This window comes from Pseudomonas sp. RIT357, from assembly GCF_000632245.1.
Lineage (GTDB): Bacteria > Pseudomonadota > Gammaproteobacteria > Pseudomonadales > Pseudomonadaceae > Aquipseudomonas > Aquipseudomonas sivasensis.
On record NZ_JFYX01000046.1, the window covers coordinates 291347 to 316057 of the forward strand.

Genomic DNA, 24711 nt, shown 5'->3' on the forward strand with positions numbered 1-24711 from the left:
AGGATTTTCACATGCAACTGATCCTTCTGGAAAAAGTCGCCAACCTGGGCAACCTGGGCGACAAAGTGAACGTTAAGGCCGGTTACGGTCGTAACTACCTGCTGCCATACGGCAAAGCCACCGCTGCAACCGCTGCCAACCTGGCTGCGTTTGAAGAGCGTCGTGCTGAGCTGGAAAAAGCAGCAGCAGACAAAAAAGCTTCGGCCGAAACTCGCGCTGCCCAACTGGCTGAGCTGGAAGTGACTATCACTGCCACCGCCGGTGACGAAGGCAAGCTGTTCGGTTCGATCGGCACCCACGACATCGCTGATGCACTGACCGCCTCCGGCGTTGAAGTGCAGAAGAGCGAAGTTCGTCTGCCGAACGGCACCATCCGCAACGTAGGCGAATTCGACGTAGCCGTGCACCTGCACGCTGAAGTTGAAGCCACCGTACGCGTTGTCGTGGTAGCAGCTTAAGCAACACCTAACTGGCTGGCACCTCGTGTGCCGGACGGTTAACATCGGGCACGATCCTGTTTACAGGTCGTGCCTTTTGTTTTTCTACAAACCCCAAATTCCAAGTGGCCATGAACGATATTTCAGCTCCTGAGCAATACGATCTGCAAACCGCTGCCCTGAAGGTGCCGCCGCATTCCATCGAGGCCGAACAGGCCGTGCTCGGTGGTTTGATGCTGGACAACAACGCCTGGGAACGCGTGCTGGATCAAGTCTCGGATGGCGATTTCTACCGTCATGACCACCGCCTGATCTTCCGTGCCATCGCCAAGCTGGCCGACCAGAACTCGCCGATCGACGTAGTGACCCTGGCCGAGCAATTGGACAAGGAGGGCCAGACCTCCCAAGTGGGCGGCCTGGGTTACTTGGGTGAGCTGGCGAAGAACACACCATCGGTCGCCAACATCAAGGCCTATGCGCAGATTGTTCGTGCGCGGGCCACGTTGCGCCAGTTGATCGGTATCGCCACCGAGATCGCCGACAGTGCCTTCAACCCGGAAGGCCGTACCGCTGAAGAGATTCTTGACGAAGCCGAACGGCAGATCTTTCAGATCGCCGAGGCCCGGCCGAAAACCGGCGGCCCGGTCAGCGTCAACGACCTGCTGACCAAAGCCATCGACCGCATCGATACCCTGTTCAACACAGACAACGCCATCACCGGCCTGTCCACCGGCTATACCGATCTGGATGGTATGACCAGCGGCCTGCAGCCAGCTGACTTGATCATCGTCGCCGGCCGTCCGTCCATGGGTAAAACTACTTTCGCCATGAACCTGGTGGAAAACGCTGTGTTGCGCAGCGACAAGGCGGTACTGGTCTACTCCCTGGAGATGCCAGGTGAATCGCTGATCATGCGTATGTTGTCGTCCCTGGGCCGCATCGATCAGACCAAAGTGCGTGCCGGTCGCCTGGAAGATGATGATTGGCCGCGCCTGACCTCGGCGGTCAACCTGCTCAACGACCGCAAGCTGTTTATTGATGACACAGCGGGCATCAGTCCGTCGGAAATGCGCGCGCGTACCCGACGTCTCGTGCGCGAGCACGGCGATATCGCCCTGATCATGATCGACTACCTGCAATTGATGCAGATCCCAGGCTCCAGCGGCGACAGCCGTACCAACGAAATTTCCGAGATTTCTCGCTCGTTGAAAGCCCTGGCCAAAGAATTCAACTGCCCGGTGGTTGCCCTGTCGCAGCTCAACCGCTCCCTGGAGCAACGCCCGAACAAGCGCCCGATCAACTCCGACTTGCGGGAGTCTGGAGCGATCGAGCAGGATGCTGACGTGATCATGTTCGTTTACCGGGACGAGGTGTATCACCCGGAAACCGAGCATAAAGGCATCGCTGAAATCATCATCGGTAAGCAGCGTAACGGCCCGATTGGGACCACGCGTCTGGCCTTTATCGGCAAATACACCCGCTTCGAAAACCTGGCGCCGGGCAGTTACAACTTCGAAGACGAGTAACCGTACTAAGGGCGAGGAAACAGCTCCCGGATGGTAGATTCGTCGTACTGGTAGTTCCAGCGTAATTCGGCGCCGGCGGCTATGTCCTCGCTGGCGAACAGACCCGTGAGTATCAGTTGTTCGTGTGTGTTGTCGTCCACTTGCGCCTGGATACGAAATTGCGCGGCCTCAACGTTATAGCCCACGCTCGCCTGCCGGATCGGCAATTCGCCTTCGTACTCGAAAATCGTGTTTATCCTTGAGAGCGCGTTGTCTCCCGAGAGCACCAATTGCATATTCACGGCGTGCGGGGTAGTAGGCCTGAGGTTTTTGATCGGCATCAGGTAAGGATCCTGCCTTGCCCTGGCGACGTATAGCGGCAAGAGTTCTCCACCGTAGACGCCCAATGCTTGACCTTTTTTCAGGGCGCGGCGGGTGACGACTGTGGCCTCGCCAATCAGCGACGCTTCCTGTGCACACTTCTGATGAGCTGCGGTGAAGGAGGTGACCTCAAGCTTGTCTTCATACAGGCGGGCCACATTTTCGTAACCTTGCCACCGAATGTAGGGGTGCAATTCGCTGGCGGCGAAGACGGCTTCTGTGGTCAACGATTTGCCGTGGCTCTGTATCTGCCGGATTCGCATAGGCCGGCCCAGTGTGTCGCGCAACGGGTATCGGCCGTTGTTGGCGCGGTCGTAGATGCGCCGGTAGTTCTGGCTGTACTGGTAGCCGCGGTGGGTGCGCATTTGGCTAAGCTCGGTTGCAGAATAGTGCGCCCTCACCACGCCCTCTTCGGCTGACTCGTAGTCGCTGCTCAAACTAACCGATTCGGCCGACTCAAACTCCTCACCGGATTCCATGCCTTCCTCCAGCCGTACAGGTGAGTCCTTGCCGCCGAGCAATGCGCCTTTGGCCTGATCAATTTCCCAGCCGCCCTCGGTTTTCTGGCGTAGGTAGGGCTGATAGGCACGAAAGCGGCTGCGGGCATCGAGCAGGCGCCATCCCATGGTGTCGTATTTGACTTGGTAATATTTCTGGTTGTCCTGGATGTAATAGCGATAGTTGCCGTTGGCCAGCGGGGGAGCTTGATGAATGCCGTCTGCGCGTAGTGTCAGGCCCAACGGCGGCGAGGGGTCGCTGAATAAGGGGTCTAAGGGTAAGCCGACTGCGCTTGATGTCTGTGCGGAGGCGACTCGGGTGCGAATGGGTGGCGGGCCTTCGTTCATCACCGACAAGCCGGTTTTATAAAGCGCCTGCTCGAGCGAATCGGCTCCTGAGCGTTGCAGGATTACGCTGAGCTCTGACTCCGGCAGCATGCGCTCGATAGCCCCGAGCAAAGGCATGGGCGCACTTTTGTCATTGTGGAGGGCGTAAAGCTCGCCTTGGCGAATCAACACATCGCGGGCTGTGACCTCTGCGGTCCCGATCCGACCCAGCAACGGGCCGCCGTGGCTTACGTCATGTACTTCGATCTGGCGCGCCTTCGGCCAGCCAGGGATGCGCTCCAGAGTGTGCAGAACGAGTGGCACGCTCTCACGGCTGCGTAGGCATTCGAGAAAAATACTTTCACCCAAACGCGTTGCCTGTTGGGTCTGGGCGTATTGCTCGGCTTCCCAGCGCTGTGCGTTCGGTAAGGTTGTTAGCCCCTCCAGCTGCTGGCGTTCGGATTGCGAGAGTGTGCCTTGCATGTCTTCAAGGTGGCGTTTGGAGAGTGTCGGCGCGGCGGTGTGAAGGCTCTTTTCGGTCTGAGACATCAGTTTTTCACTCGGCGCGGTGAGTAAGGTAAACAGCCGCTGCTTTTGCCCTACGACTTGTTCTTCCAAGGTCCGCGCCAGGTTTTCGACTTTGGTGAAGTAGTCGATATACACCGGTGGCAGCAGCGCGTTGAATTCGTCTTGGGGCAGTTGCTCTTGCAGTGCGTGCAGCAACTCGCCACGCCGGAAACGCGCCGCGTCTATCCGGGTTTCGGCTGTACCGGTGCCATGGCTCAGCACCTCCTGCTGTTGTTCATCGACAATTTTCAGCACGCGGTTGGCGGGCCATTGCGCCAGTGACGTGAGGAGGTGGAATTGAATCTGCGGCGAATGCGGGCTGAGCGTCATGCCCTCGGCGCGACTCAGGTCGAAGTCATTGATTTCTTGTTCCAGATTGAAGTGGTTGAGGGTATCTAGCAGCAATGGCGGTGGGCGCACCATCTCTTGATGGATCTGACGCAGCGCCGCCTTATCCACGCCGCTGAGCAACAGGATCGGCTCCACCGCCGCTTGCTTGATCTGCGTCGCATCCGGGCCCAGACGCTTAATGAGCTTGATGTCCTCCCACTCGCCGGGCGTTTCGTGCAGATGGCGCCAGCCGCCCGCTTGGTTGCTAAGCAGCGGTGGTGAATAGGCGTGTGGGTCAGTCGGGTGCGCCAGTTCCCATTGCTTGCCCTCAGCGGTACGGCGTACGGCGTGGGCGTGATCATCCAGCTTCAGGAACTGCTGTTGTCCGTGCTGATACAAGCCTTGACTGTCGGCAACCAGATGTTCCGGCAGCCCGTCGGGATGACGGTACGGCGTGAGGTCCGAGTGCCACAGGCGCCAGCCTTTGTTGCGCACTCGGACTTTTATCAAGCCGGCGGTGAAACCTGCGGTCTTGATCGCGCCGGCGGTTGCAGCGGCGAGGGCGAGATTGTCCGCCACATCCAGCAGATCGTTGAGCGCCTCGTCACTGTCGCCGCGGCTCCAGGCGGAGAACCCCTCGTAAATCGTGTCGATCAACTGGGCGGCGCTGACCACCAGCAGCACTTCGCCCACAATCGGAATGAACGACGCTGCAAAGAACAGCAGGGATTTGCCCGCATCGATATAGCCCTGCAGACGCTTTTGCCGGCTCAGCACGTCGACGTTTGCGGTGAGTGCCGCGAGGGTTTGGGCATCACTCTTGATCTGCGCGATGGTGTGCTCGGCGATGGACAGGAACACATCTGCGCTGCATGCGGTGAGGTCCACAGGAAGGTTCAGATGGGCCGGCTCGGTGTAGATCCGTCCTCCCATTTCGATATTGTCTGAGCCGGAATGCTCCGGCGTTGCGTCCAGCAGGCTGCCCTGGTGCTGCAAGGGCACCAGCCGCTCGAAGACGGCGCGGTAGTTTTCATCCAGCAGCCGTTCGGCCAGCTTGCGCTTGAGTTCGGCTAGGCTCGCGTGCGGACGTAGCGCAGCGCTTGGATCGTCGGGCGTGTAGAGGATGAACGGGAGGCCGATCTTTGGCGCCTCAATCACCAGCACGCCCGGCAATACCACCTCGTTGATCGTCAGGTGATGGCACTGCATATCCGGGGGTGACCCCGACCGGTACAGACTGTTCAGTTGCAGATGCTGCTTGGCGGTGAGGCGGCGGTTCATATAAGCGATATGTATCGCGACCCCAAAGGCATGCTGCACCTGAGCGCGAAACACCCTTCGCACCTCTTGCGGCGTGCGCCCCGAGGCGGAGCTCGACGACGGCTCAAGCGCGCTGAAGATATGCGCAAGGTATTGGCCGCCCAGGTCCAGATTGCGGCAGAACTTGGCGAATGCCGGGCCAGTGATCGAACTGGATACCTCGCCGGTTGCCGTGAGGTTATAAATTGCCGTGCCGGTTTCCATGCCGCCTTCTTGCGCTTCAGAGGCTTCGAAGTTCTGCAGGGCCGCCTCTAGCAGCGTCTGCCGGGTGGTTCTGGCATGGGTTTTTATCAGCCCGAGCAGGTGATGGTTTTTCCATTCGCGCACTAGGATCGCGTTTTCGTCGGCAATCAGCGTGAAAAACTGCGCAGTCAGTGCCGCGCGCAAGCGGGGGCGGGCAAAGTCTTCAGGGCTTTGGATCTCGCCCAGCAGCGCTTTGAGGTCGTGCCGGGCCAGGTTGCTGTTGATCAGGCAGTCGCGAAAATCCTTGAGCTGCGAGGCGGGTGCCTGACGCAGCCAGGACGGCAACTGAGGCCCTATCATCGCGTGATGTGCCGTCAGGAGAGGGCGGCGTGGTGGTGGGGTGGGGCGTGTATTCATGGGCTGGGCCACCAGGGGCTGTGGTTGATTGAAACCAGCCTATCGAGGATGTTTTTGCCGATGAGTTAGTGGAATAGCCCCGTATGTGCTTGATTAACTAGGGTGAATACGGGAGCGGCAGATCGCCGGTTTAAAAGCCGACCATTACCGTCGGAATTGGTCAAAATTTGTGCTATATTCCGCGCCCGCGATTTTTCATCTCAACACCGGTCACCGTCATGCAAACAGCCAAGCCGTTATTTGACTATCCCAAGTACTGGGCCGAATGTTTCGGTCCTGCGCCATTCCTGCCCATGAGCAGGGAGGAGATGGATCAGCTTGGCTGGGATTCCTGCGACATCATCATCGTCACTGGTGATGCCTACGTGGATCACCCGTCGTTCGGTATGGCCATCATCGGCCGGCTGCTGGAGTCCCAAGGCTTCCGCGTCGGGATCATTGCCCAGCCGAACTGGCAGTCCAAAGACGACTTCATGAAGCTCGGCGAGCCGAACCTGTTCTTCGGCGTCGCGGCCGGCAACATGGACTCGATGATCAACCGCTACACCGCCGACAAGAAAATCCGTTCCGACGACGCCTACACTCCAGGCGGCATGGCTGGCAAACGCCCGGACCGTGCGAGCCTGGTGTACAGCCAGCGTTGCAAGGAAGCGTACAAGAACGTGCCGATCGTACTCGGTGGCATCGAAGCCTCCCTGCGCCGCATCGCCCACTACGACTACTGGCAGGACCGTGTGCGCAACTCGATCCTGATCGACGCCACCGCCGATATCCTGCTGTACGGCAACGCCGAGCGGGCCATCGTCGAAGTCGCCCAGCGCCTGTCGTGGGGTCACAAGATCGAAGACATCACCGATGTGCGCGGCACCGCGTTCATTCGCCGTGACACGCCCGAAGGCTGGTACGAGGTGGACTCCACCCGCATCGACCGTCCGGGCAAGGTCGACAAGATCATCAACCCGTACGTCAACACACAGGACACCCAGGCCTGCGCCATCGAGCAGGAAAAGGGTCCGGTTGATGACCCGGAAGAAGCCAAGGTCGTGCAGATCCTGGCCAGCCCGCGCATGACCCGCGACAAGACCGTGATCCGCCTGCCATCGGTGGAAAAAGTCCGTGGTGACGCGGTGCTCTATGCCCACGCTAACCGCGTGTTGCACCTGGAAACCAACCCAGGCAACGCCCGCGCCCTGGTGCAGAAGCACGGTGAAGTCGACGTATGGTTCAATCCGCCTCCCATCCCGATGACCACCGAAGAAATGGACTACGTGTTCGGCATGCCGTACGCACGCGTCCCGCACCCGGCGTATGGCAAGGAAAAAATCCCGGCCTACGACATGATCCGCTTCTCGGTGAACATCATGCGTGGCTGCTTCGGCGGCTGCACCTTCTGCTCAATCACCGAGCACGAAGGCCGCATCATCCAGAACCGTTCCGAAGAGTCGATCATCCGCGAGATCGAAGAGATCCGCGACAAGGTGCCTGGTTTTACCGGCGTGATCTCCGACCTTGGCGGCCCGACCGCGAACATGTACCGCATCGCCTGCAAGAGCCCGGAAATCGAATCCGCGTGCCGCAAGCCGTCGTGCGTGTTCCCTGGTATCTGCCCGAACCTGAACACCGACCATTCGTCGTTGATCCAGCTGTATCGCAGCGCCCGAGCCTTGCCGGGTGTGAAGAAGATTTTGATCGCTTCCGGCCTGCGCTACGACCTCGCGGTCGAGTCGCCGGAATATGTGAAAGAGTTGGTAACGCACCACGTCGGTGGCTACCTCAAGATCGCCCCGGAACACACCGAGGAAGGTCCGCTCAATCAGATGATGAAACCGGGCATCGGCAGCTATGACAAGTTCAAGCGCATGTTCGAGAAGTACACCAAGGAAGCGGGCAAGGAGCAGTACCTGATCCCGTACTTCATCGCCGCCCACCCAGGCACCACCGATGAAGACATGATGAACCTGGCCCTGTGGCTCAAGGGCAACGGCTTCCGTGCCGACCAGGTGCAGGCGTTCTACCCGTCGCCGATGGCCACAGCCACCGCGATGTACCATTCGGGCAAGAACCCGCTGCGCAAGGTCACCTACAAGAGCGACGCGGTGACCATCGTCAAGAGCGAGGAGCAGCGCCGTCTGCACAAAGCATTCCTTCGCTATCACGACCCGAAAGGCTGGCCGATGCTGCGTGAAGCGTTGACCCGCATGGGCCGTGCCGACCTGATCGGGCCGGGCAAGGACCAACTGATCCCGCTGCACCAGCCGAGCACCGACAGCTACCAGAGCGCCCGTCGCAAGAATTCGACGCCGGTCGGCAGCCATAAGGTCGCCAAGGAAACCACCACCAAGATCCTCACTCAGCATACTGGCCTGCCGCCTCGTGGCAGCGATGGCAGCAACCCGTGGGACAAGCGTGAGCAAGCCAAGGCCGCGGCCCAGGCACGTAACAAACAGGCGGCCAAAGAGCGCAGCGATGCGGCCAAGGGCAAGGGCGGCAAGCCCGCGCGTAAGCCGGTTGTGCCGCGTTGATCGCCGCTTGACTATGTAAAACGCCAGCCTCGTGCTGGCGTTTTGCTTTCTAGGCGGTGGGGAGTCTGTTTGTTAAGGTGGCGCCCATTAAATCGCTATCGGGGGCAAGCCCCCTCCCACTTTTTGAATGTATTCACACATCACATGTGGGAGGTGCTTGCCCCCGATAGCGTCAGTTCGGTCTCCACCCCTTCAAGGAAGAACACCCCATGGGCAACCCCCTGGCCGGCATCGGCATGGACTTCAACCGTTCGCAGTTCATGGCGCGCCAGCGCATCGAAAGCCAGATCAACCTACCGCGCCTGTTCGCTGCCATCGACGCCGACCCCGGCATCGTCGGCGCGGGCGTTGTGTACATCGACGCCGACTTCAACGTCATCACCCTGCGCGAATTCAAGCCGATCTGCAGCATCAAACCCAAGCGCATCATCTTGCGCGAGGCGCAGAAGTACATCTCGCCCGCACAGTTTGTGGAGCAGGTGAAGACCGATCCCCGGGAAGGGCGCCTCCAGAAGGAAGCGTTTGACATGGGCCTTTCCTGTAGCGCCGCGGTGATCGGTTGGATCGTGGTATTCAGCGGCAGCGTCGCGGTGCCGTTCACCGCCGGTGCCAGCGCGTTTGTGGTCGGCATTGGCATCACGGCGGCATTGGCCAGCAGCGCTCAATGCGGGTTTGGTGTGGCGCGCACTTATAACGAAGTGCTTGATCCCGATGCCAACGACCGCATGGATGACGCCGCATGGTACGGCGCCGTTTCCCCCCTTCTCGATGCGGCTTCGTTGGTGGGTATCGGAACAGGTGCCTTGACCACGATTCGGTTGCTCAAGGCCAACAAAGCAGCTGCGTTGGGCAAAAGTTGGTACGAGTTGCTCAAGGGCCTGAGCCGCCAGGAACGCAAGAAGCTGACCAAAGAACTGCTGAGCCTGAAAGACCCCAGCCTGACCCCCAAGTTGCTTAAATTGCAGCAGCGCGCCGGCACGTTGACCAAGAGCTACAGCTCCACCGAAATCCGGCATGCCACACTGACTCAGCTCAAGGATGCCATCGGGGGGCTGTTGGGGATCTGGGGCAGCCATCGAACCGGCCACGTGGGCACGGCCGAAACTATTGCTATCGGCCTGTACGAGGATCTGACGGAATGAACGGCTTTCCCGATATGGGCGGATTCCTGGCCCGATATTTCCCGGTGTTCATGGGCACTATTTTCATGGCGATCTTCTCCGGTTCGGCTGCGGTGTCCATGGCCGGCGTGACGTATCTGCGCGGTGTCGATCCTGCCCTCAAGTCCAGCTATTCGGGAGGCGCCATCCTGGTGCTGGTGGCGGTGCTGGTTTTTGGCAATGTCATGATTGCGCGCGGGTATCCCTGGGCGACGCGGCTCGTCGCGGGGTATTTGGTCGCCTGCCTATTGTTCGTACTGCCGATGATTCAATACGGCCTCAATGGCTGGGTCTATGGCTCGGCCGTGCTGTTTCCGTTGCTGGGGTTATTGCTGCTTAACAGCAAGCGCCATCGTGAAATGCGCCAAAAGCTCTTCGAAATACGCCACCTGCGCCAGGCGGTGATCGCGAAGGGTAAGCGCGGCTGACTGGGTAGATTCGCCACCTGTTTGCACACGCTCGCCACAAATATGTGCAACCCTCGCACCACGGCACCTACGATGGCGCCGTTTTGGTGCTGTACTGCACCGGGTCTTACGATAAAGCGCAATGGCTGCCGCTCTGGCATAAGTCTTGCGCGCGTTGTGTTCATGCCCTGGCTCGCAGGAGGCCGCCGTGTCGATTCATGTCGCGTTGCACCACGTTACGCATTACCGCTACGACCGTGCCGTCGAACTCGGGCCACAGATCGTGCGCTTACGTCCGGCGGCCCATAGCCGCACGCGGATTTTGTCCTACGCACTGAAAGTGCTGCCCGAGCAGCATTTCATCAATTGGCAGCAGGACCCCCAGGGCAATTACCTGGCGCGTCTGGTGTTCCCGGAAAAGACCGATGAACTGCGCATTGAGGTTGACCTGGTCGCCGAGATGGCGGTGTTCAACCCGTTCGACTTTTTCCTTGAGCCCTACGCCGAAAAAATCCCCTTCAGCTACGCCGCCGATGAGCAGCGCGAGCTGGCGCCGTACCTGGAAACCCTGCCGCTGACGCCGAAGTTTGCCGCCTACCTGGCCGGCATCGACCGCACGCCACTGCCCGCCGTGGACTTCCTGGTGGGGCTCAATCAGCGTTTGGCCACCGATATCGGTTACCTGATCCGCATGGAACCTGGCGTGCAAACCCCGGAGTTCACCCTGGAAAACGCCTCCGGCTCCTGCCGCGACTCGGCGTGGTTGTTGGTGCAGTTGCTGCGCAATCTGGGGCTGGCGGCGCGGTTTGTGTCCGGCTATCTGATCCAGCTGACCGCCGACGTCAAAGCCCTGGATGGCCCGTCCGGCACTGAGGTGGACTTCACCGACCTGCATGCCTGGTGCGAGGTGTATTTGCCCGGCGCCGGCTGGATTGGGCTGGATGCAACCTCCGGATTGTTTGCCGGTGAAGGGCATATCCCGTTGGCCTGCAGTCCCGATCCATCGTCTGCCGCGCCGATCAGCGGGCTGGTGGAACCGTGCGAGTGTGAATTCACCCACGAGATGTCGGTAGAGCGCATTTGGGAAGCCCCGCGGGTGACCAAGCCGTACACCGAAGAGCAATGGCTGGCGATCCAGGCCCTGGGCCGGCAGATCGACGGCGACCTGCTCAAGGACGACGTGCGCCTGACCATGGGCGGTGAGCCGACCTTTGTGTCCATCGACGACCCTGACGGCGCCGAGTGGAACACCGCGGCCCTTGGCCCCGACAAACGCCGCCTGTCCGCCGAACTGTTTCAGCGCATGCGCAAGCACTATGCACCCAAGGGCCTGGTGCACTTCGGCCAGGGCAAGTGGTACCCCGGCGAGCAACTGCCGCGCTGGTCGCTCAACTGTTACTGGCGCCGCGACGGCGTGCCGATCTGGCACAACAGTGCACTGATTGCCGATGAGCAAGAGGACTACGGTGCCGATGGCGTGCTGGCCGGGCGCTTCCTGGCCAGTGTTGCCGAACGCCTCAAGTTGCCGGCGCGTTTTGTATTCCCGGCCTTCGAAGACAATTTTTACTACCTGTGGCGCGAAGGTGCGTTGCCTCAGAACGTCACCGCCCAGGACCCGCGCTTGAGCGACGACCTAGAGCGCGAACGCCTGCGCAAAGTGTTCAGCCAGGGCCTGGATAAAGTCATCGGCCAGGTGCTGCCGCTGGCACGTACGGCCGCGAATGACCGCTGGCAAAGTGGGCGTTGGTACCTGCGCGATAACCACTGCCGCCTGGTACCGGGGGATTCACCGCTTGGCTATCGCCTGCCGTTGGCCTCGCAGCCGTGGGTGACGGCGGCGGAGTATCCGTTCGTGCACCCCACCGACCCTAATCAGGATCAGCCGGAACTGCCAACCAGTGCCCAACTGCAAAGCCACGGCGAAGCAGCGCCGAGCGATGAGCGAGTGCCCGAGGTCGACGAGTCCGCTGACTGGCTGACCCGCACCGCACTGTGCGCCGAAGCACGGGAAGGGCGCCTGTACCTGTTCATGCCGCCGCTGGAGCGCGTCGAGGATTACCTGGAACTGGTTGCCGCCATCGAAGCCACTGCCGAAGAGCTGCACTGCCCGGTGCTGTTGGAAGGCTACGAACCGCCGTTCGATATGCGCCTGAGCAACTTCCGGGTGACGCCGGATCCGGGTGTGATTGAGGTAAACGTGCAGCCGTCCGCCACGTGGGATGAGTTGGTCGAGCGCACCGAGTTTCTCTATGAAGAGGCGCGACAGACCCGCCTGACCACCGAAAAATTCATGATCGACGGGCGCCACACTGGCACCGGTGGTGGTAACCACTTTGTGCTCGGGGGCGCGACGCCCAAGGATTCACCGTTTCTGCGTCGCCCTGATTTGCTGCGCAGCCTGATCAGCTACTGGCATAACCACCCGTCACTGTCCTACCTGTTTTCTGGCTTGTTTATCGGCCCGACGTCCCAGGCGCCGCGAGTGGATGAGGCGCGTAACGACGCGCTGTATGAGCTGGAAATCGCTTTCGCGCAAATGCCCGAGCCCGGCGAGGAGTGCCCGCCCTGGCTGGTGGACCGCCTGCTGCGCAACCTGCTGATCGACGTGACGGGCAACACTCACCGCGCCGAATTCTGCGTCGACAAGCTTTACTCGCCCGACGGCGCCACCGGCCGCCTGGGCCTGTTGGAGCTGCGTGCCTTTGAAATGCCGCCCCACGCGCGCATGAGTTTGACTCAGCAACTGCTGCTGCGGGCGCTGGTGGCGCGGTTCTGGCGTGAGCCTTACGCACCGCCGAAACTGGCGCGCTGGGGCACCGAGTTGCATGACCGCTTTTTGCTGCCGCACTTTATCGAGCAGGACTTTGCCGACGTGATCGTCGAACTCAACGCCGCCGGCTACCCACTGCGTGCCGAATGGTTCGCCGCGCATTTGGGGTTCCGTTTCCCCAAGGTCGGCGACTATGCCGTCAGCGGTATCGAACTGGAACTGCGCCAGGCTCTGGAACCTTGGCATGTACTGGGCGAAGAGGGCGCAGCGGGCGGCACGGTGCGCTATGTGGATTCGTCCCTGGAGCGCCTGCAAGTGAAGTTGAGCGGGTTGCCACCGCACCGCTACCTGTTGACCTGCAATGGCATCCCAGTGCCGCTGCAACCGACCGGGCGAGTCGGCGAGTTTGTCGCTGGCGTGCGTTACCGCGCCTGGCAACCGGCCAACTGTTTGCAACCGACCATCCCGGTCCATGCGCCGCTGGTGTTCGACCTACTGGACACTTGGATGCAACGCTCGTTGGGCGGTTGCCAGTACCACGTCGCGCATCCGGGCGGGCGCAATTACGACAGCTTACCGGTGAACGCCAATGAGGCTGAGAGCCGGCGCATGGCGCGGTTTTTCCGTCTCGGCCACACGCCTGGGAAGCTCACCGTACCGAGTGTTGTGATCAATGACGAATTCCCTATGACCCTGGATCTGCGGCGTTTCCCCAATAAAAATGACTGAGCCCTATCCAACTGTGACTCCAGATAATGTAGTGAGCGAGCATGCCTCGCGCGGGGCAAGCCCGTTCACCACAAAGCCTGGAAACCACAGAGGGATTTGCAGTGTTTGTTAGGGTAATCTGAGCCCCTTTGCCTCTGCCGAGCGTTCCATGTCCGACTTGCTCGACCGTTACCCGCTGACCGCGGGCACTTATCACGAACTGCTGGATGACAGCGGCGCGGTGCGTGCTCATTGGCGGCGCTTGCTTGATCACCTGCAACGCAGCACCCCCGCGCAGTTGGCCCAGCGCCAGGCGCTGCTGACGCGGCAGATCCAGGAAAACGGCGTGACCTACAACGTCTATGCCGACCCCAAGGGCGCCGATCGTCCGTGGGAACTGGACCTGCTGCCCCATGTGTTGGCGGCGGATGAATGGCACCACCTGTCGGCCGGTATCGCCCAGCGGGCGCGCCTGCTCAATGCCGTGCTCGCTGATCTGTATGGCCCGCAACGCTTGATCAAAGAAGGCTTGCTGCCGGCGGAGCTGGTGTTCGGGCATAACAATTTCCTGTGGCCATGCCAGGGTATCCAGCCCCCCGACGGTGCTTTCCTGCATCTGTACGCGGTGGACCTGGCGCGCACTCCGGATGGTCGTTGGTGGGTGACGGCCGACCGCACCCAGGCCCCATCGGGCGCCGGTTATGCGTTGGAAAATCGCACCATCGTGTCTCGCGCCTTCCCGGACTTGTACCGTGACTTGCAGGTGCAGCACCTCACCGGTTTCTTCCGCACGCTCCAGGAAACCTTGGTCCGCCAGGCGCCCGGCGATGACCAGACACCGCTGATCGTGCTGCTCACCCCAGGCCGCTTCAACGAAAGCTACTTCGAACATCTCTACCTGGCGCGCCAGCTCGGCTATCCGCTGGTGGAAGGTGGCGACCTCACCGTGCGCGACAGCACCGTGTTCCTCAAAACCCTCAGCGGTCTGCGCCGGGTGCACGCGATCATGCGGCGCCTGGACGACGACTTCTGCGACCCGCTTGAACTGCGCACCGACTCGGCCCTCGGCGTGCCGGGCCTGTTGGATGCGGTGCGCCAGGGCAATGTGCTGGTGGCCAATGCCTTGGGCAGCGGCGTGCTGGAGTCGCCCGGGTTGCTGGGTTTCCTGCCGAAAATCAACGAGTTTTTGTTCGGCGAAGAACTGATCCTGCCGTCCATCGCCACCTGGTGGTGCGGTGAAGCACCGGTGCTCGCCGAAGCCTTGGAAAAACTGCCGGAGCTGCTGATCAAACCCGCGTTCCCCTCGCAGAGTTTCGCCCCGGTGTTTGGCCGCGATCTGAACGACGAGCAACGCGAGGCCCTGGCCGAACGCATGCGTGCGCGGCCGTACGCCTACGTCGCCCAGGAGCTGGCGCAACTGTCCCAGGCACCGGTGTGGCACACCGTGGATGACCACCTGCAGCACCGTGCCATTGGTATGCGTGTTTACGCCGTGGCCAGTAACGAGGGCTATCGCGTATTGCCCGGGGGCCTGACCCGTGTGGCTGCTGAGGCCGATGCCGAAGTGGTGTCGATGCAACGCGGCGGTGCGAGCAAAGACACCTGGGTGCTCGGCGAACGCGCCCCCGGTGGTGAGCAGTGGCGTGCCCAGCGCACGATTGGTGCCCATGACCTGGTGCGCCGCGATCCTTATCTGCCGTCGCGGGTGGTGGAAAACCTGTTCTGGTTTGGCCGTTACTGCGAGCGCTGCGATGACAGCGCGCGCTGGTTGCGAATCGTGCTGGCGCGTTATGTCGACGGCGACGATCCCTTGGCGTTGCTGGCGGCGGTGGAGCTGGGCGAAAACCTGCGCCTGCTGCCGGAAGAGGGCGAACTGCCGGAGCGTCTGCTTGCAGCGTTGCTCGGCGATGACTGGCCATCGAGCCTGCGCGCCAACCTGCAACGCTTGCAGTGGGCAGCGTCCCAGGTGCGTGGCAAGTTGTCCCGCGAGAACTGGCAGGCCTTGGTGGAGCTGCAACGTGAAGCCATGGAGCTGGAAAGTGAAGCGCCGGACTTTGGCGAGTTGCTGGATTTTCTCAACCGCCTGGTGATGTCCTTGGCGGCGCTGTCCGGGTTTGCCCTGGACGACATGACCCGCGACGAAGGCTGGCGTTTCCTGATGATGGGCCGGCGCATAGAACGCCTGCAATTCTTAAGCAGCAGCCTGGCGGCATTCCTGCGTGGCGTCGCGGTGTTCGATCAGGCGGGGCTGGAGTGGTTGCTGGAGTTGGGCAACAGCAGCATCACATACCGCTCGCGCTACTTGGCGGTGCCACAGTTGATTCCGGTGCTCGACCTGTTGCTGCTCGACGAGCAGAACCCCCATGCCGTGCTGTTCCAGCTCAAATTGGTCAGTCGCACTTTGCGTCGTCTTAATGATGATTTTGGTGTGCCACGGGAAACGGGCCTGGCGCCCTTGGTGGAGCGCCTGGCGCGTTTCGACTTGAGTTGCCTGGAGAACCCGTTGTTTGGCGAGTCCAGCGTACGTGCTGCGTTGGACGGCCTGGCCGACCTGCTGCAAGCGGTGGCCGATGAAAGCGGGCAAGTGTCGGATCGCCTCGCGTTGCGCCATTTTGCCCATGTGGATGATGTCAGCCAGCAAACGGTGTCGGTGTAATGAGCGCGCGCTATCAGATTTTCCACGATACCCACTACCACTACGACAGCCCGGTGTCCCTGGCCCAGCAGTTGGCGCACTTATGGCCACGACCCTGTGCCTGGCAGCGCTGCACGTCGCAACAACTGGATATCAGCCCGGAGCCGACCTCGCGCCGCGATGAGCTGGATGTATACGGCAACCCGATCACCCGCCTGGCGTTCGAGCGGCCTCACGATGAATTGCTGGTCAACGCTGGGCTGACCGTGGAGGTGCTGGCGCGGCCTGTACTGGATTTTCGGCAGTCGCCGGCCTGGGATCAGACCCGTGACAGCCTGACCTACAGCAGCCAGCCGATGACCCCTGAGCGAATCGAAGCCTGTCGGTATCGCTTTGAATCACCCTACGTGCACCTGAAAAAAACCTTCGTCGAGTTCTCCGAAAGTTGTTTTCCCCCTGGCGAGCCCTTGTTGTTGGGCGTGCAGGCGCTGATGGAAAAGATTTTCAGTGAATTCACCTTCGATGCCGAAGCGACCCAAGTCGCCACACCGCTGGTGGAAGTGCTGGAACGCCGCCGTGGCGTGTGCCAGGACTTCGCCCACCTGATGCTCGCCTGCCTGCGCTCGCGGGGCTTGGCTGCGCGGTATATCAGCGGCTACCTGCTCACCCAGCCACCGCCCGGCCAGCCACGGCTGATCGGTGCTGATGCGTCCCACGCGTGGGTATCGGTGTTTTGCCCGGTGTCAGGCTGGGTAGATTTTGATCCGACGAACAATGTGCAGCCGGCACTGGAGCACATCACCTTGGCCTGGGGCAGGGACTTTTCCGATGTGTCGCCGTTGCGTGGGGTAATTCTGGGGGGAGGTAACCATGACCCGGAGGTGCGGGTGACGGTGATGCCGCTGGAATAACGGTGGAGTGTGGTGAGACAGGGGGGGCCTGCTCACCACAACAGAATTTATTCAGCCGGGTCTTTCGGGGTTTCGGTCTCGTCTGCTGCCACTTCACCTTCCGCGTCCGGGTTCAGTGCGCCCGCTTCTTCATCGACAGCGGCTTTCTTGCGTTGCAGTTTTTCCTCTTTCTTCTGTTCCTTGGCCAAGTCTCTCTGACGTTTGGCGAAGGAGTAATTAGGTTTGGCCATGGGCGATCCTCTAGGGTCGAAGGTGAGGGTGGCGGCGCGCAGCTGCCTTGTGACGACATGGTAGCAGCTTCAAGGGGCGCTTTGCCTTCACTTACCGCAGGCGTACGCGGCCAGCAGGCCATTGAACAGGTGATTGAGGCGCATGGTTCGGACTCCAGTGGGTGATGGGCCGATCATAGGCAGGTACTGCTACTTTGGCTGGTAGATTGTGTTGATAAGTCTGATAGCCTAAAGTTGTATACAATCTGTTGATTCAGATCATAAGAATTCAAGCCTGCTTGAGGCACCCTTACCGCAATCCGCGTTTTATAAACCCTGCCTTGGAGATTCACATGTTTGCCAAACTCGTTGCTGTTTCCCTGCTGACTTTGGCCAGTGGCCAGTTGTTTGCCGCAGAGTGCAATGTCACCGTCGACTCCACCGATCAGATGTCCTTCAACACCAAGGAAATCGTGATCGACAAGAGCTGCAAGACGTTCACCGTGAACCTGGAACACTCGGGCAGCTTGCCGAAAAACGTCATGGGCCATAACTGGGTGCTGACCACTGCCGCCAACATGCAACCGGTTGCCACTGACGGCATGGCCGCTGGCATCGACAAGAACTACCTGAAAGAGGGTGACGACCGCATCATCGCCCACACCAAGCTGATCGGTGCCGGCGAGAAAGATTCCGTGACTTTCGATGTTTCCAAGCTGGCTGCTGGTACGGACTACGCGTTCTTCTGCTCGTTCCCAGGCCACATCTCGATGATGAAAGGCACTGTGGTCGTCAAATAAGACCGCGTTATCGTTTATCGGGAGCAAGCCCCCTCCCACACTTGACCGAGTTCTAACATGAGAATGCGATCAAATGTGGGAGGGGGGCTTGCTCCCGATAGCGGCCTGCCAATCAACACAAAAATATCTGGCTCACCTCACGGCGCAAACGGCATCACCCGCTTGTGCTCAGTCTTGCGATAGGTCTCGCAGATAATCCTGAACGCCTCTTCGCGCACCGGCTCACCGTGCAGGAACGCATCGATCTCGGCATACGTCACGCCATGTGACGCTTCATCCGGCTTACCTGGCGACAGGTCTTCAAGGTCGGCCGTCGGCACCTTCTCCACCAACGACTCCGGCGCGCCAAAGTGCCGTGCAATCGCGCGTACCTGGTTTTTTACCAGCCCGCTCAACGGCGCCAGATCGCATGCACCGTCACCGAACTTGGTGAAAAACCCCATCACCGCTTCCGCCGCATGGTCGGTGCCGATCACCAAACCACCGGCCGCGCCGGCGATGGTGTATTGCGCCACCATCCGCATGCGCGCCTTCGTGTTGCCAAGCACGAAGTCACGGGACACCGCCGCCTTGCCTTCAAACGCCGCCACTTCACTGGCCAGGGCTTTCACCGCCGGGCCGATGTTCACGGTGTGGCGCTCGTCGGGCTCGATAAAGTCCACCGATGCCTGGGCGTCGATTTCGTCGAACTGGGTTTCGTAGGGCAGGCGCACGGCAATAAAGCGGTACGCCTCGTCACCGGTGCTGGCGCGCAGTTCCTGCATCGCGCGCTGGGCCAACAGGCCGGCGGTCAGGGAATCGACGCCACCACTGATGCCCAGCACCAACGTTTTGAGTCCGGAATTGCGCAGGCAGTCCTGGATAAAGGTCACGCGTCGGGCAACCTCGGCCTCAAGGGCGGCTTGGTCGTTGAACGGCGCTTGCACCTTGAGCTGTTCAGCAATCTCGCGCTGTACGGCTTGCATGATTCACTCCTTGCTGGAAATGGCAGGTACTTTAAAAACGTGACGCAAATAGGCAACAAAATTCGGGTCGGTGCAGTGGGTCTTGCCCGCTTCATCGGAGATTTTGGCGACGGGCTGGCCGTTGCAGGCGGTCATTTTAAGCACGATGCTCATCGGTTCCACCCCTGGAATATCGCAGGTCAGGTTGGTGCCGATGCCGAAGCTCACATTAATGCGACCGCGCAGCGCACGGAAAATCTCCAAGGCCTTGGGCAGCGACAGGCTGTCGGAGAACACCAGGGTTTTGCTCATCGGCTCGATACCCAGCTTGTGGTAGTGAGCGATGGCTTTTTCCGCCCACTGCACCGGGTCCCCAGAATCGTGGCGCAGGCCGTCGAACAGCTTGGCGAAGTACAAGTCGAAGTCGCCGAGGAACGCGTCGGTGGTGATGCAATCGGTCAGGGCGATGCCCAGCAGGCCACGGTATTCGCGGACCCAGCAATCGAGGGCGGCGATCTGGCTGTCGATCAGGCGTGGGCCGAGTTGCTGGTGGGCCATGATCCATTCGTGGGCCATGGTACCCAGGGGCTTCATGTCCAGCTCGCGGGCCAGGTGCACGTTGCTGGTGCCGACAAAGCGCCCGGGGAAGTCATGCTTGAGCACATTGACCACTTCTTCCTGCACCCGGTACGAAAAGCGTCGGCGCGTGCCGAAATCGGCCACTTGCAGCTCCGACAGTTCCTCGCTGCTGGCATTCGCCGTCAGCCAATCGAACTTGCGGTACAACTGCTCGCGGGCCTGTTCGAGGATCACGGTCTGGTAGCGGTAGCGGTTACGCACTTCGCTGACGATGGCCAGCATCGGCACTTCAAACAGGATCACATGCAGCCACGGCCCGCGCAGGCGGATAAACAACTCGCCGTTCTCGATGCCGGTCTGCACATAACGCAGGTTGAAGCGGAATAGCCCGAGGAAGCGCAGGAAGTCCGGCTTCATAAAGCTGATGCGTTCCAGGAAGCCCAGTTGGTCCGGGCTCAGGCTCAGCTCGGCGAGGCGTTCGATCTGGTAGCGAATCTCCGCCAGGTACGGGCGCAGGTCCTCGCTGTTACGGCAACGGAATTCCCATTCAACTTCCACGTTGGGGTAGTTGTGCAGCACCGCCTGCATCATGGTCAGCTTGTAGAAGTCGGTGTCGAGCAGGTTCTGCACGATGCGATCGGCAAACACACTCTCGCTCATAACGGGAATCTCCAGACGGGTCGGCGATGGGCGCCGGCCTTTACGCACAATTAAGGAAGGGGGCTAGTGGCGCATAGACCTGTGGGGTTTTGCCAGTGATTTTTTCAGTGAGGCCACTGGCGTCATCGGGGGCAAGCCTCCTCCCACACTTGGAATGTGTTTCAAATGTGGGAGGGGGCTTGCCCCGATGGCGGTATTCCAGGCACTAAAGAACCTGCTCCATCATCCACTTCACAAACTCGCGCACCTTGGGCACTTCCGCCGAATGCTCGGGATAGGCCAGGTAATACGCATCCTGGCTCGGCATCGCGTGCTGCCAGGGGATCACCAACTTGCCGTCGGCCAGTTCTTCTTCCACCAGAAACCGCGGCAGCAGCGCTACACCGCAGCCTACCTGCGCCGCTCGAATGCACATATAAAAGGTGTCGAAACGCGGCCCGTGGTAGCTGTGCTCGGTGTGATAACCCTGATCGGCGAACCAGTCATGCCAGCCCTGGGGGCGTGAGGCGTTTTGCAGCAGCACCAGTTCGCTCAGTTGCGTGGGGTCGTTGAAGGGCTTCGCGGGCAGACTTTCCGGTGCACACACCGGCACCAGTTCTTCGCTGAACAGCTTCAGGCTCTCGGTGCCGGGGCGCGAGCCCTGGCCGAAGTAGAAGGCCATGTCGGCCTTGCCTTGCAGCAGTTCGTCCGGCTCCTGCTCGTTGCACAGGTCCAGGTGGATCTGCGGATGGCGCAACCGCCAACCCTTGAGGCGCGGCACCAGCCAGCGCGCGCCGAAGGTGTAAGGCGTGGACACGCGCAGCACTTCGGTCTCGCCGCCGTAGGAGCGCAGGTAGTGGGTGGACATCTCCACTTGCGTGAGGATCTTGCGCACTTCCACCAGGTACAGGTCGCCCGCCGGGGTCATCTGCAAGCGGCGACGCACGCGGCGAAACAGCAGGTGTTGCAGCAGCTCTTCCAACTGCGCCACCTGTTTGCTGACCGCGCTTTGCGTGAGGTTCAACTCCTCGGCGGCGCGGGTGAAGCTCAGGTGGCGGGTGGCTGCTTCGAAACACTGCAGGGCGGTGATCGAGGGCAAATGTCTTTTGTTCAGCACGGCGTGCCTCTTTTTATGCTTTGCATGAATAAACGGAATGATATCTCGCCTAATCGTCGTTTGTTGGCAAGTCTTGAGCCAGCTACAAATAAGGTCTGGATCGCCGTGCGCGCCGCGGCGCGAATTTTCTGTTTGCAGTTTGAAGGAGTGACCCATGGTTGCCGCATTGCTTGATCGTCTCGGGGTGAACCCGTCGCTGTACCAGACGGGCAAACAGCCCGTGCATTCGCCGATTGATGGCAGCCAAATCGGCAGTGTGCATTGGGAAGGTGCCGCCGAGGTGGAGCAACAGGTCAGTCGCGCCGAGCATGCATTCGACGCCTGGCGCAAAGTTCCAGCGCCGCGTCGCGGTGAGCTGGTGCGCCAATTCGGCGACGTGCTGCGCGAATACAAGGCCGACCTGGGCGAGCTGGTGTCCTGGGAAGCGGGCAAGATCACCCAGGAAGGCTTGGGTGAAGTGCAGGAAATGATCGACATCTGCGATTTCGCGGTCGGTCTGTCGCGTCAGTTGTACGGCTTGACCATCGCTTCCGAGCGCCCAGGCCACCACATGCGTGAAACCTGGCACCCGCTGGGCGTGGTCGGCGTCATCAGCGCCTTCAACTTCCCGGTCGCCGTGTGGGCATGGAACACCGCCCTGGCCCTGGTGTGCGGCAACGCCGTGATCTGGAAACCCTCGGAAAAGACCCCGCTCACGGCTCTGGCTTGCCAGGCGCTGTTCGAGCGCGTGCTGAAGAAATTCGACGGCGCCCCTGAGTATCTGAGCCAAGTCATCATCGGTGGTCGCGATGCAGGCGCCGCGCTGGTGGATGACCCGCGTGTGGCGTTGATCAGCGCCACCGGCAGTACGCGCATGGGCCGCGAAGTGGCGCCGAAAGTCGCCGCACGTTTCGCTCGCAGCATCCTGGAACTGGGCGGCAACAACGCGATGATCCTCGGCCCAAGCGCCGACCTGGACATGGCCGTGCGCGCCATTCTGTTCAGCGCCGTCGGCACCGCCGGCCAGCGCTGCACCACCCTGCGCCGCCTGATTGCCCATGAATCGGTCAAGGAAGAAATCGTCACTCGCCTCAAGGCCGCCTATTCCAAAGTGCGCATCGGCCACCCGCTGGAAGGCAACCTGATCGGCCCGCTGATCGACAAGCACGGTTTCGACAATATGCAGGACGCGCTGGAGCAAGCGCTGAGCGAAGGCGGCAAAGTGTTCGGCGGCAAGCGCCAGTTGGAAGACACATTCCCCAACGCCTACTACGTGTCGCCGGCCATTGTGGAGATGCCTGAGCAAAGCGACGTGGTGTGCACCGAAACCTTCGCGCCGATTCTGTATGTCGTCGGCTACACCGACTTCGCCGAAGCCCTGCGCCTGAACAACGCGGTGCCCCAAGGTCTGTCCTCGTGCATCTTCACCACTGACGTGCGTGAAGCCGAGCAGTTCATGTCGGCAGTCGGCAGTGACTGCGGCATTGCCAACGTCAATATCGGCCCAAGCGGCGCAGAAATTGGCGGCGCGTTTGGCGGTGAAAAAGAGACCGGCGGCGGTCGTGAGTCGGGTTCGGATGCGTGGCGCGGGTATATGCGCCGCCAGACCAATACCGTGAACTACTCGCTGGAATTGCCGCTGGCCCAGGGCATCACCTTCGACTGATTTCCTCAAGTCGGAGTGAGGTCAGTGTGGGAGGGGGCTTGCTCCCGATGGCGGTGAATCAGGTTTGAAGTGTTGTCTGATACACCGCCATCGGGAGCAAGCCCCCTCCCACATGTGACCTCATTTGCAGTTCGGAATAGATGTTTGTTGGGTCTCACCGGAGTCTGGCAATGGCATTACGCGAAACGTGTTTGTGGGAACACCTCACCCCTGGCCGGCCGGATCGCGCCGCGCTCAAGGGCGAGGTCAAGGTGGATGTGTGCGTGATCGGCGCTGGCATCACCGGATTGTCGGCCGCCATTCACTTGCTGGAACAGGGTAAAAGCGTCGCGGTGCTGGAGGCTCATCGCACTGGCCACGGCGGTTCGGGGCGCAATGTCGGGCTGGTGAACGCCGGTTTATGGATCCCCCCGGACGACATCGAAGCCGGTTTCGGCGAAGCGGTGGGCAGCCAGCTCAACCGCATGTTGGGCGCGGCACCGTCTCTGGTGTTCAGCCTCATCGACAAATACAACATCGATTGCCAACTGCGCCGCGAGGGCACCTTGCACATGGCGCACAACGCCCGTGGCGAGGCGGATTTGCGCAGTCGTGAAGAACAATGGAAGCGCCGTGGCGCGCCAGTGGAGTTGCTCACCGGTCAGGCCTGCGAGCAAGCCACCGGCACTAAAAAAATTGCCGCCGCCTTGCTGGATCGGCGTGCGGGCACCTTGAATCCCATGGCCTACACCTCTGGGCTGGCCAATGCTGCGGTCGGGCTCGGCGGGCAGTTGTTTGACCATTCACCGGTCACCCAATTGGAGCGCCAAGGTGCACTTTGGTCGGTTCAGACCCAGCACGGGGCAGTGCAGGCTGCACAAGTGGTCGTTGCCTCCAATGCCTACACCGAAGGCGAATGGACCGAGCTGCGGCGTAACTTTTTCCCCGGTTATTACTACCAGGTCGCGTCGGCCCCGCTCACCGACGAAGCCGCCCAGCAGATTCTCCCTGGCGGCCAGGGATCGTGGGACACGCGTCAGGTATTGAGCAGTATCCGCCGCGATGCCGATGGTCGTTTATTGCTCGGCAGCCTGGGCAATGGCAACCAGAAACCGACGTGGTTCCTCAAGGCGTGGGCCGATCGGGTGCAGCAACACTACTTCCCGTACCTCAAATCGGTGCAGTGGGAATTCACCTGGACCGGCTGCATCGCGTTCACCCCCGATCACTTGATGCGCCTGTTCGAACCGGCCCCTGGACTGGTCGCTGTCACGGGCTATAACGGACGCGGCGTGACCACCGGCAGTGTGGTCGGCAAGGCGTTCGCCGACTACTTGTGTCACCAGGATCCCCAAGCGCTGCCGATTCCCTTCGCGCCCATGCAACCGTTGGCCGGAGTGGGTCTGCGCAGTTGCCTGTACGAGGCGGGATTCTCGCTGTATCACGCCGGGCAATGCTTGAGGATCGTGATCTGATCAGCGAAATACCGCTCAGAAGCCTGCATTTTCTTAGCAGGCTACTAATCTGTATTGGTGCAGGTCGTAGCAATCACGCACTGTAAATGTGCAGTTCCGTTACGCACGCTGTTACAGGTGTGGAGCGGGGTGTTTATCCATTCGGTTGCAGGTGCGACCCGTCGCGGTTGTACTTTTTTAAGTGGCTGGTTGCACCTGTCGAGGCTAGAGGGTTGCACGTCCTGGCAAGCGGCGTCGAAACGCCTGT

At 60.8% G+C, this 24711-nt stretch carries 16 protein-coding genes; 11 read left to right on the forward strand and 5 right to left on the reverse strand.

What is annotated here, in order from left to right:
• Positions 1–11: 11 nt before the first annotated feature.
• Entirely contained in the window at positions 12–458 is a 447-nt protein-coding gene (gene rplI / locus BW43_RS04610; protein WP_003171376.1) for a 50S ribosomal protein L9, read from the forward strand.
• Positions 459–568: 110 nt separating this feature from the next.
• Positions 569–1963: a replicative DNA helicase gene (dnaB, locus tag BW43_RS04605; RefSeq protein ID WP_003217484.1), complete on the forward strand. Its 1395-nt coding sequence runs from the start codon at positions 569–571 to the stop codon at positions 1961–1963.
• Positions 1964–1968: 5 nt separating this feature from the next.
• Here the strand turns inward: dnaB and BW43_RS04600 are convergent, their stop codons facing one another.
• Entirely contained in the window at positions 1969–5976 is a 4008-nt protein-coding gene (locus BW43_RS04600) for a dermonecrotic toxin domain-containing protein (protein ID WP_081797843.1), read from the reverse strand.
• 206 nt (positions 5977–6182) lie between these two features.
• Between BW43_RS04600 and BW43_RS04595 the strand changes: the two genes are divergently transcribed.
• The 6 genes from BW43_RS04595 (at position 6183) to BW43_RS04570 (ending at position 17077) form a co-directional block, all read left to right on the forward strand.
• Positions 6183–8486: a YgiQ family radical SAM protein gene (locus tag BW43_RS04595; protein WP_032890504.1), complete on the forward strand. Its 2304-nt coding sequence runs from the start codon at positions 6183–6185 to the stop codon at positions 8484–8486.
• A gap of 209 nt (positions 8487–8695) precedes the next feature.
• Entirely contained in the window at positions 8696–9628 is a 933-nt protein-coding gene (locus BW43_RS04590) for an NAD synthetase (protein WP_032890506.1), read from the forward strand.
• On the forward strand, positions 9625–10074 hold the full coding sequence (locus BW43_RS04585) for a hypothetical protein (protein WP_032890508.1): 450 nt from the start codon (positions 9625–9627) through the stop codon (positions 10072–10074). The genes BW43_RS04590 and BW43_RS04585 overlap by 4 nt, the downstream gene beginning before the upstream one ends.
• A 187-nt stretch (positions 10075–10261) precedes the next feature.
• On the forward strand, positions 10262–13552 hold the full coding sequence (locus BW43_RS04580; protein WP_032890510.1) for a DUF2126 domain-containing protein: 3291 nt from the start codon (positions 10262–10264) through the stop codon (positions 13550–13552).
• A 148-nt stretch (positions 13553–13700) separates the two neighbouring features.
• Entirely contained in the window at positions 13701–16187 is a 2487-nt protein-coding gene (locus tag BW43_RS04575; protein ID WP_032890512.1) for a circularly permuted type 2 ATP-grasp protein, read from the forward strand.
• The gene (locus tag BW43_RS04570) at positions 16187–17077 is read left to right on the forward strand and encodes a transglutaminase family protein (protein ID WP_032890514.1); all 891 of its coding nucleotides are present in this window, start codon (positions 16187–16189) and stop codon (positions 17075–17077) included. Before BW43_RS04575 ends, BW43_RS04570 begins: the two co-directional genes overlap by 1 nt.
• A gap of 47 nt (positions 17078–17124) precedes the next feature.
• Here the strand turns inward: BW43_RS04570 and BW43_RS04565 are convergent, their stop codons facing one another.
• Positions 17125–17307, reverse strand: coding sequence for a hypothetical protein (locus tag BW43_RS04565; RefSeq protein WP_032890516.1), 183 nt, complete (start codon positions 17305–17307; stop codon positions 17125–17127).
• 332 nt (positions 17308–17639) lie between these two features.
• Between BW43_RS04565 and azu the strand changes: the two genes are divergently transcribed.
• Positions 17640–18086 carry an azurin gene (azu, locus tag BW43_RS04560; protein ID WP_032890518.1) on the forward strand — a complete coding sequence of 149 codons (447 nt, stop codon included), beginning with the start codon at positions 17640–17642 and terminating at the stop codon, positions 18084–18086.
• A 137-nt stretch (positions 18087–18223) separates the two neighbouring features.
• Here the strand turns inward: azu and nadE are convergent, their stop codons facing one another.
• The 3 genes from nadE to BW43_RS04545 all read right to left on the reverse strand — a co-directional run bounded on the left by nadE (position 18224) and on the right by BW43_RS04545 (position 21365).
• Positions 18224–19051 (reverse strand): ammonia-dependent NAD(+) synthetase, encoded by an 828-nt coding sequence (gene nadE, locus BW43_RS04555; protein WP_032890520.1) that lies wholly within the window; start codon positions 19049–19051, stop codon positions 18224–18226.
• Between the two features lie 3 nt (positions 19052–19054).
• On the reverse strand, positions 19055–20269 hold the full coding sequence (pncB, locus tag BW43_RS04550) for a nicotinate phosphoribosyltransferase (protein ID WP_032890522.1): 1215 nt from the start codon (positions 20267–20269) through the stop codon (positions 19055–19057).
• 205 nt (positions 20270–20474) lie between these two features.
• Entirely contained in the window at positions 20475–21365 is an 891-nt protein-coding gene (locus BW43_RS04545; RefSeq protein ID WP_032890523.1) for a LysR family transcriptional regulator, read from the reverse strand.
• A 154-nt stretch (positions 21366–21519) separates the two neighbouring features.
• Here BW43_RS04545 and BW43_RS04540 point away from each other — a divergent pair, with 154 nt between their 5' ends.
• Entirely contained in the window at positions 21520–23010 is a 1491-nt protein-coding gene (locus BW43_RS04540) for an aldehyde dehydrogenase family protein (RefSeq protein ID WP_032890526.1), read from the forward strand.
• A gap of 170 nt (positions 23011–23180) precedes the next feature.
• The gene (locus BW43_RS04535) at positions 23181–24464 is read left to right on the forward strand and encodes an FAD-binding oxidoreductase (RefSeq protein ID WP_032890528.1); all 1284 of its coding nucleotides are present in this window, start codon (positions 23181–23183) and stop codon (positions 24462–24464) included.
• Positions 24465–24711: the final 247 nt, after the last annotated feature.